The following is a 12,944-nucleotide window of genomic DNA, read 5'->3' on the forward strand; positions in this document are numbered from 1 at the left end:
TTTTGACAGCGTAGCGGGTGTAGATGAAGGATTGTTGACAGCGTTGTTGCTGTTAAGCGGTATGGGGTTGGGGACATTATCAGGTGTTTGCGTGAAGGTGACGTTGGCGTGCTTGTGGACGTCGAGGCCGGGCAACACGGTCACTGCCCTGCCTCGACGTCCAATGGCACTCATCCCCACCACGCACGAAGCTCACCGCGAAATCGTCAACGCACGCTCCCACACCGCCAACTTTTCTTCCCGCCTCATCGCAGCATGAGCCGGGCTCGTAGACGGCAAATCAACGTATTGCAGTTCACGCGAGAGCGTCAATGCGGGCAACACGTGGCGTCGATATAACGCTGCAGCTTTGCCACCGTTGAAACAGACACGCACGATGCCAGGGCTCTCGCGGAAAAACGACTCGAAGTCATTAGGCACGATGCTATGGATATCGATATTCGCATCCAGGCTACCAGGACGCTCGCAGGCCTGCAGCACATCCCACAGCGCGATCCCCGACGATACTAATGCCTCGCTGCGCGCGTCATAACTGGCCTGCGCATCAAAACCGCAAACCTCGGCAGCAATCGGCCAGAATGCATTGCGAGGATGTGCGTAATACTGCTGTCGCCGCAGCGACGCGACGCCAGGCATCGAGCCGAGCACGACGATGCGTGCGCCCGATGCCATCAACGGAGCGAACCCTTGCACACGAGGGGCAATCGGCTCAATCTGGTCAGGAAAAACTGACACCGTTAAAACCTTCAATCAACACGTAAAAACGCGGCCATCTGACTCCGGCAGAGCCCGATGGCCGCGTCCTTGGCTCAGCGCTTGATTACGTCAGCAATCAGCGCCAAGCCCGGCTAATGCCAAAACACGCCTTGCCTCAAGCGGCCAGACGCGTCTCGATCGACGACTTCACACCAGGCAATTCACCCGGCAAACGCTGAGCCAACTGCTGGAACAAGGTATCGTGCAGCGCCAATTCATCACGCCACGATTTCACATCGACCGAGATGACTTGCTGGAACTGATCCGGGCTGAATTCCAGGCCAGTCCAGTCGATGTCCTGATACGTGGGCGATACGCCGAACACTTGCTCGACACCGTTGGCCGTGCCGTCAATGCGGCCCAGCATCCACTTCAGCACACGCATGTTGTCGCCAAAGCCCGGCCAGACGAATTTGCCATCCGGCCCTTTACGGAACCAATTGACGCAGTAAATGTGAGGCAGCGTGGCGCCCGCATCCTGCAGGCGTTTGCCCAGTTTCAGCCAATGGCCAAAGTAGTCGCTCATGTTGTAGCCGCAGAACGGCAACATGGCGAACGGATCGCGGCGCACGACGCCCTGCTGGCCTGCGGCCGCTGCCGTGGTCTCAGAGCCCATAGTGGCCGCCATGTAGACGCCCTCTACCCAATTACGGGCTTCGGTGACCAGCGGCACGGTGGTGGAACGACGGCCGCCAAAGATGAACGCGTCGATGACGACACCTTTGGGGTTTTCCCATTCAGGGTCGATGGACGGACATTGCGAGGCGGGTGCAGTAAAGCGCGCGTTCGGATGCGCAGCCTTGCGACCGGTTTCCTTCGCGCTTGCGGGCGTCCAATCCTGGCCCTGCCAGTCGATCAGATGCGCGGGCGGCGTATCGGTCATGCCTTCCCACCAGACGTCGCCATCATCGGTCAACGCCACGTTGGTGAAAATGACATTGGCTTTCAACGTCGCCATGGCATTGAAGTTGGTCCTTTCGCTGGTGCCAGGCGCTACGCCGAAATAGCCCGCTTCGGGGTTGATGGCGCGCAGGCGGCCTTCGGCGTCCGGCTTGATCCAGGCGATATCGTCGCCGATGGTGGAGACCTTCCAGCCGTCCATGCCCTCGGGCGGGATCAACATGGCAAAGTTGGTCTTGCCGCAAGCCGACGGGAATGCCGCAGCGACGTGATACTTGCGGCCTTTGGGCGAGGTCACGCCCAGGATCAGCATGTGCTCGGCCAACCAGCCCTGATCGCGGCCCATGGTCGATGCGATACGCAAGGCAAAGCATTTTTTGCCCAACAAGGCATTGCCGCCGTAACCCGAGCCAAAGCTCCAGATCTCGCGCGTTTCGGGATAATGGACGATGTATTTGGTCGGATTGCACGGCCACACCACATCGGCCTGACCTGCTGCCAGCGGGGCGCCCACGCTATGCACGCAAGGCACGAATTCGCCATCGCTGCCCAGCACGTCAAACACGGCGCGGCCCATGCGGGTCATGATGCGCATGTTGACCACGACATAGGGGCTGTCAGACAGCTCGACACCGATGTGGGCGATGTCCGAGCCCAACGGGCCCATCGAGAACGGCACCACATACATCGTGCGTCCACGCATGGCGCCATCAAACAAGCCATCCAGCGTGGCGCGCATTTCAGCGGGATCAGCCCAATTATTCGTAGGACCGGCGTCCTCTGCGCGCTGCGAGCAGATAAAGGTGCGGTCTTCGACCCGCGCCACATCGGAGGGATCGGACCAGGCCAGATACGAATTGGGCCGCTTTTCCGGATTCAATCGTCGCAGGGTGCCCGCTTGCACCATTAGCTCGCACAGTCGGTCGTATTCTTCTTGGGAACCATCGCACCAGACCACATTGTCCGGCTTTGTCAGCGCAGCCACATGCGCCACCCACTCGACCAACCCCTTGTGCTTGACGTATTCGGGTACGTTAAGCGAGGCGACTTCTCCGTCGAACGGCTTATTCATCGGGACCATCTCCTTTAATAAAAAAACGATGCGGGTCCCCCATGAGGACCCGCATTTCATCTATTTATCTGATTTCGCAATATTACTTGCCCGCACGCCCGCCGAACCAATTCGGGGCATCAGGAATGCAACATCGTATGTCTGTTGTATCGTCAACGAGGATAGGATGAACAGATGCACGAGTGTCTTGACGCGAATTCAGAAGTCGTCGAGCGTACTGCATTCCGCTGTGTTCGTTTCGCGAAAACAGGGTAAACCCCGATAACATATCGATTTTCAGCCGCCTGCATCCCATGCAACAAATCGAACTCAACGACAGTACTGCCGACCGCTACTTGCTGGATGCCCCCGGCTTGTCGCTGCTGGCCTTTCATAGCCGTACCTGCGGCACGTGCCGCGTGGCGCGGGAACAGTTACCCGAGCTGGATCTGCCGGTCGAGCGCCTGTGCTGGATCGATGCGGGCGATAACGGCGGGCTGGTCGAGCGCTACGAGGTCTTTCATTTGCCCGCCCTGTTCCTGGTGCGCGACGGCGCCTATTACGGTGCTGTCAATGCCTCGCTGGCGGAATGGGATCTGCGCCAGCAGATCAGTCTGGCGCTGGATAGTTACCCCGCGGAGTTACCGTGACGATCAGGCTGGCAGTTACCCCGTAGCGCGGACGGTCACGCCGTCCGCGCCGACTCGATCAAATCCGACAGCCGGCGGCGCTGCCGTCCGTCCGCATCGAAATTATCCGGCGCGAGCCATTGCTCAAAGCCTCTGCGCACGGCCGGCCATTCCGAATCGATGATGGAAAACCAGGCGGTATCTCGATTGCGCCCTTTGTAAACCACGGCCTGCCGGAAAATCCCCTCGAACTGAAATCCCATGCGCAACGCAGCGGCGCGCGACGGCGCATTCAGGCTGTCGCACTTCCATTCATAGCGGCGATAGCCGAGTTGATCAAACGCCCGGCGCATCAGCAGATACTGGGCCTCGGTGGCGGCAGGCGTACGTTTGAGCAGATTCGAGTACGCCACGTTGCCTACCTCGATGACGCCATTGGCCGGATCAATGCGCATGGCGGCCAAAGTGCCGACTGCTTGTCCTGTAGCCGAGTCAATAACGGCAAAAAACTGTGGGTCCTCAGAGGTTTGCACCGTACGCGCATACGCCAGATAGCTGGCCTCGTCGGCGAATGGCCCGGCCAGGGTATACGTCCAATCGGCATCGTCCGGCGTCTGACGAAACGCGGCATACAGTTGAGCGCCATGACGCGCCGCGTCCAGCGGTTCGAGCCGACAGTAGTGTCCCGCGATCGCCTCATGCGGGGGCCGCGGACGCGCCGTCCAATGCGGGAGGGAATCGCCCACGGGTTGTTGAGTCACGGCACTGGTCGACGGCATACGAAACATCCTTCTGAGGCTCAGGGGAAATGGCATTACGCGAATACAAGCCATAAGCCTAGCCGAATCGTGGCATGGTAAAAAGATCCAATATCAGACTATTTGATGGTGCCATGGATACGCCAGCCCCCTTGCTGGACAGCCCGCTGTCGCCGCCCCAGGACGGCAATACACTGCAACGTCAGTTGTTGCGACGGCTCAAGGCGTCCATTCTGGACGGACGGCTACCCGCGGGCAGCCGGCTACCCGCCTCGCGGGCGCTGGCGGAGCAACTCGGCATTTCGCGCAATACCGTGCTGCTGGCGTACAGCCAGTTGACGGCGGAAGGCTACGTGCGAGCCGATCGCCAAGGGACATGGGTCGCCTTCCTGCCTATGGCCCCCGCCACAGGCATCAACCCAGCCGCCCGCATCAGCCTCCCCAAACCTATCAGCCCGGCCCCCATGGACGCCAGTGCCGCACAACGCGTCAGCCGCTTGATAGCGTCTCCCCGTCACATCGAGGCCGCCGTGGCGCTGCGCCCGGGGACACCGGCGCTCAGCCATTTTCCCCTCGGCGCGTGGCGCCGCACGCTGGACCGTACGCTGCGCGACATGCCCATCAGCACGCTGGGCTACGGCGACCCCGCTGGCGAACCTGCGCTGCGCGACGCCATCGCCCGCCATCTGGGTCTGTCTCGCGGTGTACGCTGTCACGCGGAACAGATCCTGATTACCGAGGGGGCCCAAGAGGCGTTGTCTCTATGTGTACGGCTGCTAAGTAATCCAGGCGATATCGCCTGGATGGAAGACCCGGGGTATCGGGGTGTCAAGGCCGCGCTCCAGGCAGGGGACCTGCAGGTGATACCGGTGCGCGTTGACGACGAGGGCCTGGCGGCGCCTGCCACGCTCTGGCACACCCATGCGCCACGCATGATCTACACCTCACCCTCGCATCAATATCCGACGGGCGCCGTGCTGAGCGCCGCTCGCCGCCTGGACCTGCTGGAACGCGCCCGGCGCAACAACGCCTGGATCATCGAGGACGACTACGACAGCGAATTCCGGCACCAGGGCGATCCGATCCCCGCCATGCAAGGGCTCGCCGATAATGCACCCGTGGTCTACATCGGTACGTTCAGCAAGACCATGTTTCCCGCCCTGCGCATTGGATTCCTGGTATTACCCGAGGGGCTGACAGGTTCGTTACACACGGCCGTGCACGAATTGCTGCGCGGCGGCCATCGGCATGAGCAACTCGCCTTGGCGGAGTTTATGGAAAGCGGACAGTTTGCCCGCCATCTGGGCCGCATGCGGCGTCTCTATCGCGACCGGCAATCCGCCTTGCGATCAGCCCTAGCGCGCCACCTGTCCGTCTCGCACGAGGTGTTAGGCGGACAAGGCGGCCTGCACTTGACCGTGAGACTGCCGCCTGAAATTCAGGACCGGCAACTGGCCGCTGCAGCGCGGCAGGCGGGCATGGCGCCCAGCGCCCTGTCGGCCTTTGCCCTGCAACCGACCGCCGAGGACAACGGCCTGGTGCTGGGCTATGGCAACACCTCGGCGGATCTGTTCGAACCGCTCATCAAGCGGCTCACCATGCTGATCGCGCAAACCACTGCGCGGCGCCCGGCATAGAGGGAAAGCTCAACCTACCGATAGAACCGAGGCTGCCGGAGGCAGCCCCCCTGCCCCGCTAACTGATCAGGCCGGACAACAACAGCATGGCCAATAGCAGCCAGAACAATCCCGCCACAATGGAACGCCCCATAAAGGCCTTGACCGCGGACCACAGCAGGACCAGGCCCAGGAGCAGCAGCGCGAAATGAAATATCGACGAGCTCATGCCCAATGCGCCGGCCAGGCCCGAGAAAAAATCCCCGATCGCCGAGCCCAGGCCGCTAAAGACATAGCGGATGCCTGACACAATGGCACGGATCACCTCGCCCAACACGGCGCCCACCGAGCCAAAGAAACTAGTTTCAGTCTGCATGCATTCCCATCACGGAATCACCCCGAACGCCGCCCGATACGGCGGCACCACCGTCAGAATGTATCCCATATGCGGGGCCTGTGCTGAGGGCACCACAAGCCAGGTCGCAGCATACCCGCCGGACGGCGGTTTAAGATTAGCGGTTTAATACCGTTCTTTTCAGAAATTATGTGGGCGGCTGCGTCCCACCAAGCAGACTCGTAACAAGGATTCGTGATGGCTTTCGATTTCGACTTATACGTCATAGGCGCAGGTTCAGGCGGCGTGCGCGCGGCGCGCTTTGCCGCGGGATTCGGTGCTCGTGTAGCCATTGCGGAAAGCCGCTATCTCGGCGGCACCTGCGTGAACGTTGGATGCGTACCCAAAAAACTGCTGGTGTACGGCGCGCATTTTCACGAAGACTTCGAGCAAGCCTCCGGATTTGGATGGACCGTCGGGACCCCGGGTTTTGACTGGACTACCCTGATCGCCAATAAAAACCGCGAAATCGAACGTCTCAATGGCATTTATCGCAACCTGCTCGTCAATAGCGGTGTGACCCTGCACGAAGGCCATGCCCGGCTGGTCGACCCTCACACCGTGGAAATCAACGGCCAGCGCCACACGGCCGAGCATATCCTGGTGGCCACTGGCGGCTGGCCGCAAGTCCCTGATATTCCAGGTAAAGAACACGCCATTACCTCGAACGAGGCCTTTTTCCTGCAGGAACTGCCGCGCCGCGTCGTGGTCGTGGGCGGGGGCTACATCGCGGTCGAATTCGCCTCGATTTTCAATGGCCTGGGCGCCCAAACCACGCAACTGTATCGACGCGACCTGTTTCTGCGCGGCTTTGACGGCAGCGTACGCGAGCACCTGCGCGACGAACTGATAAAAAAAGGCCTGGATTTACGCTTTAACGCCGATATTGCCCGCATCGACAAACGCGATGACGGCACCCTGAGCGTCACCCTGAAAAGCGGCGAGGTCATCGAAACCGATTGCGTGTTCTATGCCACCGGCCGCCGCCCCATGCTGGACAATCTGGGGCTGGAAAACACCGGCGTGACACTCAACGACGACGGCTTTATCGGGGTTGACGACGAATATCGCAGCAGCGAACCGTCGATCCTGGCCATCGGCGACGTGATCGGCCGCGTGCCGCTGACCCCAGTCGCTCTGGCCGAGGGGATGGCAGTCGCGCGCCGCTTGTTCAAACCCGAGGAGTACCGCAAGGTCGATTACGACCTGATTCCTACGGCCGTATTCAGCCTGCCCAATATCGGCACCGTCGGCCTGACGACCGAGGCGGCGCTCGAGGCCGGTCATCGCATCAAGCGTTTCGAAAGCCGGTTCCGCCCGATGAAGCTCACGCTGACCGGTATCCAGGAAAAAACCTTGATGAAACTGGTGGTCGACGCCGATACCGACCGCGTTTTGGGTTGCCACATGGTGGGCCCGGACGCGGGTGAAATCGTGCAGGGCCTGGCCGTCGCGCTGAAAGCGGGCGCGACAAAGCAGGTCTTTGACGAGACCATCGGCATCCACCCGACAGCCGCCGAGGAATTCGTCACGCTGCGCACGCCCGTCGCAGATTGACCCGAATACGATTAACGCACATCAGATAGCCCGCCTGCACGCTCCGCTCGATCCGCTGCCGACTCCGTCGCAGTAGCCGTTGAGCGCGCGGCTCTTCCTCCCGAGACAATAATGACCCGTATCGACGATTCTCACCACGACCGTGAAGTTGGCCAGGCCGACTCCACGCAAGACACGACCCGCATTGATGACGTTCGTATCGGCGCGGTACGTCCGCTGATTTCGCCTGCCCTGCTGCAGGATGAACTACCAATTCCTCCTACGACGCTGGCTCTCGTCGAAAACGCCCGCAGGCAGATTGCCGACGTGCTGCACGGCCGCGACGACCGTCTGGTCGTGGTGGTAGGCCCCTGTTCCATCCACGACCATGATCAGGCAATCGAATACGCGCGCAAGCTAAAAAGCGCCGCGCAATCACTGAGCAAAGACCTGCTGATCGTGATGCGCGTGTACTTTGAAAAACCGCGCACCACCGTCGGCTGGAAGGGCTATATCAATGACCCGCGCCTCGATGGCAGTTTCCGTATCAATGAGGGGCTGCACCGCGCGCGCGAGCTGTTGCTGGAAATCAGCGAACTGGGCTTGCCCATCGCCACCGAATTCCTGGACCTGCTCAGCCCGCAATACATTGCCGACCTGGTCGCCTGGGGCGCAATCGGGGCACGCACAACGGAAAGCCCCAGCCATCGCCAATTGGCGTCCGGCCTGAGCTGCCCGTTGGGCTTTAAGAACGGCACCGATGGCGGCATGCAGGTCGCCGCCGATGCGATCGTGGCGGCCCGCGCCAAACATGCCTTTATGGGCATGACCAAAATGGGCATGGCCGCGATTTTCGAGACGCGCGGCAATGACGATACCCATGTGATCCTGCGGGGCGGCAAACAAGGCCCCAACTACGATGCCGCCAGCGTCCAGGCCAGTTGCGCCGCACTGAAAGCCGCAGGCCAACGCGAACAGGTCATGATCGACTGTTCGCACGCGAACTCCAACAAATCGCACGAGCGCCAGATCGACGTGGCCCGCGATATCGGCACGCAACTCGCCAACGGCGATTCGCGCATCATTGGCGTCATGATCGAAAGCCATCTGGAGGCCGGCCGCCAGGACCTGAAACCCGGCGTGCCGTTGCGTCATGGGGTGTCGATCACCGATGCCTGCCTGGGTTGGACACAGACCGAACCGGTGCTGGCCGATCTGGCCGAGGCCGTACGCAAGCGGCGCGCACGCAAGGCAGGCTGATCAGCATCATTACGCACTTGGCACATCATGTATGTCGCCGAGTGCTGTCACCGCTGGAGCCGGTCACGCGTCAGCGGTAAGTAACGCGGTCTTCGCCTTCTCGCGGAGTTCCAGCAACGGGCCACCCAGCTGTTTCTGCGTCTCTGACATGCTGGCTATGGTCCGGACGCTGACATTCAATACGTAAATGGGGCGGTCTGGCAGCACAAGCGGCGTTGCCATTGCCACGACCTCCGGCTGCCATGAGGCGGCGCAATAGCCTTTGGTATCGACGCTGAGCCTGGCGGCGTGGATTTCGTCAAGCAGACGGCGCGAGTCAGTACTGCGCCGTTGGCGAAACTGCTCCAGCAACGCCTGCCGCTGTACGTCATCGACGACCGCCAGATAGGCTCTGCCCAGCGAAGTGAGCTCCATCGGCACACGCTGCCCCGCGACAACACTGCGCAGCGCCACCTTGCGGTTAAACCGAAACGATTCCAAATAGACCATTTCGTCACGGTCCGCGGTCGCCAGCCCCACATTGATCCGCATTTTCTCGGCCATCGCACGCATCAGCGGCGCGACCGCATTCAACACCGGCGAGCCCGCACGCATTGCGTGAGCCAGGCTCAATACCGGCGTGGCCAGACGGTAAGTCCGCCGCACCCGATCATGCTCCAGCAGCCCGCATTCGACCAGCGTCTGCGTCAGACGGCTGACCGTGGCGCGCGAAAGCTGAGTCCTTTCCGCGATTTCTCCATTGCCGAGTTGATCTGCACCGGGGCGAAACGCGCGCAGAATCTCGACCCCACGCACCAACGAACGATTCAACACAGGGTCTTCGTGATGGTGCCGCCGCACGGTCTGGGGAGAAGAATCGGACATGATGTAGCGAAATGGGTGGGACGCAGCAGCTTAGCACTATTTCCATCAAGTGGAATTCAGGGAATACATATTGCGGCTTGGGCACCTAAACTATCCGGCAAAAGGCAAATGCTGGTTTGACGCAGGCGCGTCAAGAAAAGCCACATCGCCAACGACTGAGCCGACTCAAGGAAAACTCGCGACATGACCACGGATTTGATCGAACTGACCGTTACCGACGGCATTGCCACACTGCTGCTCAACCGCCCTGAGAAACGCAATGCCATGAGCGACGATATGCGCAGCGCATTCATCGCGGCGCTGGAACGCATCAGTGCCGACAAAGCGATCCGCGCATTGGTGCTCAGCGGTAACGGAAAGGGATTCTGCGCCGGTGGCGATGTCGCGGGGATGGAACGGCGGATGAACGCCCCTGTTGGCGAAATCGCTTTCAACGGCTGGCACCGTCAGCAGCGCGTGCACTACACCCAATCGTTGCTGCACACCATGCCCAAGCCGACCATTGCTGCCGTCAATGGCGCTGCGTCCGGCCTGGGCGCCGACACTGCCCTGGCCTGCGATTTCATCATTGCCAGCGACGCCGCGAGCTTTACCTGGTCGTATATCAATCGCGGCATCGTCCCGGACGGTGGCGGTATGTATTTCCTGCCGCGCCGGGTGGGTCTATCCAAAGCAAAAGAACTGATTTTCACCGGTCGAAAAGTCGAATGCGACGAAGCCCTGCGGTTAGGCATCGTGGATCGCACCACCAGCGCAGCGCAACTGCTGACCGATGCGCAGACCTGGGCCGCCGAGCTGAGCCAAGGCTCCGGGACTGCATTGGCGCTGGGCAAGACCATTCTCAACCAGAGCTTCGAAATGTCGGCTGAACAAGTATTCGCACAAGGCAGCCAAGCGCAAGGCATCTGCTACACGAGCACGGAGCACCGCGAATCGGTCATGGCTTTCCTGGCCAAGGCCGCCGAAAAGCGCACCAGCAAAGAGTAACAAACATGAGCCCCCTTACCCGCCTCCTCAATCCACGCAGCGTAGCCGTCATCGGCGCCTCCGCCGATAGCAGAAAGACCGCCGGCCGCCCTGTCGCCTATCTGCGCAAGCACGGTTTTACCGGCCACATTTATCCTGTCAATCCACGAGCCGACAATATCGACGGCCTGCCCTGCTATCCCAACATCGCATCGCTGCCGTCGGTACCCGACGTCGGCATCGTACTGTTGGGCGCCGAACGCGCGCACTTGGCCGTACGAGAACTCGCACAGCGCGGTACGGCGGCATCGATCGTGCTGGCCAGCGGCTACACCGAAGTCGGTGCAGAGGGAGCGCGCCGGCAAGCCGAACTCATCGAGGCCGCAGGCAGTATGCGCATCCTCGGCCCCAACACGATCGGTTTGGTCAATCTGACCGACAACATCGTGCTGTCGGCCAGCGGCGCACTGGAAATGGATCATTTCCCGGCTGGGTCCATCGGTGTGGTGTCGCAAAGCGGCGGCATCCTCGGTGCGCTGCTGTCCCGCGCAGCGTCTCGCGGGATCGGCTTGTCCAAGCTCATCTCAACCAGCAACGAAGTCGATCTCGATTTGGCCGACTTCATTGATTACTTGACTGACGACGAAGCCACCAAAGTCATCGCGCTCTATGTCGAAAGCGTGCGCAACCCGGAGAAATTCCGCACTGCAGCCCTGAAGGCCGCCCGCGCCGGTAAGCCGGTCGTCGCCTTCAAGATCGGCCGCTCGGAAGCCGGCGCAAAAGCGGCCGTGTCGCATACAGGTGCACTGGCCGGTGCCGACCGCATGTACGACGCGCTATTCAAGCAAGTCGGCATTATTCGCGCCCAGACCTTTAGCGACTTGCTGGATATCCCTGCTGCGCTGGCCACAAACCGCGTGCTGCGGGGCAATCGTGTCGCCATCCTGACCTCGACGGGTGGCGCTGGCACACTGGTGTCCGACAGCCTGGGCGTATCGGGTTTTGAGGCGCCGGCCCCTGATGCCGCCACCGCTGCGCAATTGCGCGCGCTGCAGACCGGCGACCACGCCGCGCTGGATCGCAATCCCATCGATGTCACCCTGGCCGGTCTGCAGCCAGATCTGTTACGTGGCGCTATCCGAACGCTGCTGGCAAGTCCCAGCTATGACGCGCTCGCCATCATTGTGGGGTCTTCGGGCCTCGCCATGCCGGAGCTGATGGCTGGCGCCATCCAGGACTGCCTACCCGAAAGCGATAAGCCCGTGATCGCCTTCGTCAGTCCTCACGCGCCGAATGTCGGTGCCCTGCTCACACAGCGCGGCGTCCCGGCTTTCGCCATCCCAGAGGCATGCTCCGTCGCGCTGGCCGGTATGCTGCAGCACGCGCAGTGGAGGGAGCCGACATATTCGGTTCCTGCTGCGCCGATCGACATAGCAGATCTGCCTGCAGGTTCGTTGGACGAAGCGCAAGCCAAGCAATTGTTCACGCGCTTCGGCGTGCCCTGCGCGCAAGAAACCGTTGTGACAACGCCCACCAGCGCGGAACAAGCTGCGCGTGCCTTTAATACGCGTGTCGCGCTAAAAATCCTGTCGAGTGAAATTACGCATAAGAGCGACGTCGGCGGCGTCGCCATCAACCTCACTGCCGAGCAGATCGGTGACCGGCTGAGGGCAATGAAGGACGAAGTACAAAGCAAGACCGGCATCGTGCCTCAGCGCTTTCTGGTACAAGAAATGGTCGCCGGCGGCACGGAGCTGATTCTCGGCATGCATCGCGACCCGCTCGGCACGGCGATCCTGCTAGGCATGGGCGGCGTCACCGCGGAACTGTTCAAGGACACCACGATGCGCCTGCTGCCATCCGGCAATAAAGGCCTCGGCCGCGAAGATGCCCTCGACATGGTCCACGAGTTAAAAACCTGGCCACTGCTCGACGGTTTTCGTGGCCGGCCCAAAGCCGATCTGGATGCGCTGGTGAAAGCCATCGTTGCGTTCTCGCAAATGGCCGCACAATTGGGCGACCGCTTGGTCGAAGCCGAAATCAATCCCCTGTTCGTTATGCCTGCAGGTCAAGGCGTGCGTGCCGCGGACGGTATTGCCGTGCTTGCCTGAGCACCGATAGACGGAAAAACGAGACGGGCTTGCGTTCCACCACCTGAAATTCCATACAATGGAAACATCAGGTGCATGACAGCCTCCTGATCCTGACACACCC

At 61.1% G+C, this 12,944-nt stretch carries 11 protein-coding genes; 6 read left to right on the plus strand and 5 right to left on the minus strand.

Annotated elements, in window-relative coordinates:
* Window positions 1-192: 192 nt before the first annotated feature.
* Together ACYVI2_RS00945 and ACYVI2_RS00950 are read right to left on the minus strand one after the other, a co-directional pair.
* Complete coding sequence (locus ACYVI2_RS00945) at window positions 193-735, minus strand: DNA-deoxyinosine glycosylase (RefSeq protein WP_415818156.1); 543 nt, start codon at window positions 733-735, stop codon at window positions 193-195.
* Between the two features lie 136 nt (window positions 736-871).
* Window positions 872-2,728, minus strand: coding sequence for a phosphoenolpyruvate carboxykinase (GTP) (locus tag ACYVI2_RS00950; protein WP_415818154.1), 1,857 nt, complete (start codon window positions 2,726-2,728; stop codon window positions 872-874).
* A 293-nt stretch (window positions 2,729-3,021) separates the two neighbouring features.
* Here ACYVI2_RS00950 and ACYVI2_RS00955 point away from each other — a divergent pair, with 293 nt between their 5' ends.
* Complete coding sequence (locus ACYVI2_RS00955; RefSeq protein ID WP_415818152.1) at window positions 3,022-3,357, plus strand: thioredoxin family protein; 336 nt, start codon at window positions 3,022-3,024, stop codon at window positions 3,355-3,357.
* A 35-nt stretch (window positions 3,358-3,392) separates the two neighbouring features.
* Here the strand turns inward: ACYVI2_RS00955 and ACYVI2_RS00960 are convergent, their stop codons facing one another.
* Window positions 3,393-4,115: a GNAT family N-acetyltransferase gene (locus ACYVI2_RS00960; protein WP_415818150.1), complete on the minus strand. Its 723-nt coding sequence runs from the start codon at window positions 4,113-4,115 to the stop codon at window positions 3,393-3,395.
* A gap of 74 nt (window positions 4,116-4,189) precedes the next feature.
* On the opposite strand from ACYVI2_RS00960, the gene pdxR reads away from it, so the two are divergent.
* Complete coding sequence (gene pdxR / locus ACYVI2_RS00965) at window positions 4,190-5,731, plus strand: MocR-like pyridoxine biosynthesis transcription factor PdxR (RefSeq protein ID WP_415818148.1); 1,542 nt, start codon at window positions 4,190-4,192, stop codon at window positions 5,729-5,731.
* Between the two features lie 58 nt (window positions 5,732-5,789).
* Here pdxR and ACYVI2_RS00970 read toward each other — a convergent pair whose 3' ends face one another.
* The gene (locus tag ACYVI2_RS00970) at window positions 5,790-6,086 is read right to left on the minus strand and encodes a hypothetical protein (protein ID WP_415818146.1); all 297 of its coding nucleotides are present in this window, start codon (window positions 6,084-6,086) and stop codon (window positions 5,790-5,792) included.
* Between the two features lie 216 nt (window positions 6,087-6,302).
* Here ACYVI2_RS00970 and gorA point away from each other — a divergent pair, with 216 nt between their 5' ends.
* Both gorA and ACYVI2_RS00980 read left to right on the plus strand, forming a co-directional pair.
* Window positions 6,303-7,661, plus strand: a complete 1,359-nt coding sequence (gorA, locus tag ACYVI2_RS00975) for a glutathione-disulfide reductase (RefSeq protein ID WP_415818144.1) — start codon at window positions 6,303-6,305, stop codon at window positions 7,659-7,661.
* A 111-nt stretch (window positions 7,662-7,772) separates the two neighbouring features.
* The gene (locus ACYVI2_RS00980; protein WP_415818142.1) at window positions 7,773-8,900 is read left to right on the plus strand and encodes a 3-deoxy-7-phosphoheptulonate synthase; all 1,128 of its coding nucleotides are present in this window, start codon (window positions 7,773-7,775) and stop codon (window positions 8,898-8,900) included.
* A 63-nt stretch (window positions 8,901-8,963) separates the two neighbouring features.
* On the opposite strand, the gene ACYVI2_RS00985 is transcribed toward ACYVI2_RS00980, so the two are convergent.
* On the minus strand, window positions 8,964-9,764 hold the full coding sequence (locus ACYVI2_RS00985; protein ID WP_415818140.1) for an IclR family transcriptional regulator: 801 nt from the start codon (window positions 9,762-9,764) through the stop codon (window positions 8,964-8,966).
* 183 nt (window positions 9,765-9,947) lie between these two features.
* Between ACYVI2_RS00985 and ACYVI2_RS00990 the strand changes: the two genes are divergently transcribed.
* Both ACYVI2_RS00990 and ACYVI2_RS00995 read left to right on the plus strand, forming a co-directional pair.
* Window positions 9,948-10,751 carry an enoyl-CoA hydratase/isomerase family protein gene (locus tag ACYVI2_RS00990; RefSeq protein WP_415818138.1) on the plus strand — a complete coding sequence of 268 codons (804 nt, stop codon included), beginning with the start codon at window positions 9,948-9,950 and terminating at the stop codon, window positions 10,749-10,751.
* Window positions 10,752-10,756: 5 nt separating this feature from the next.
* Complete coding sequence (locus ACYVI2_RS00995) at window positions 10,757-12,841, plus strand: acetate--CoA ligase family protein (RefSeq protein WP_415818136.1); 2,085 nt, start codon at window positions 10,757-10,759, stop codon at window positions 12,839-12,841.
* Window positions 12,842-12,944: the final 103 nt, after the last annotated feature.

The sequence above is a fragment of the Bordetella tumbae genome, assembly GCF_054780995.1.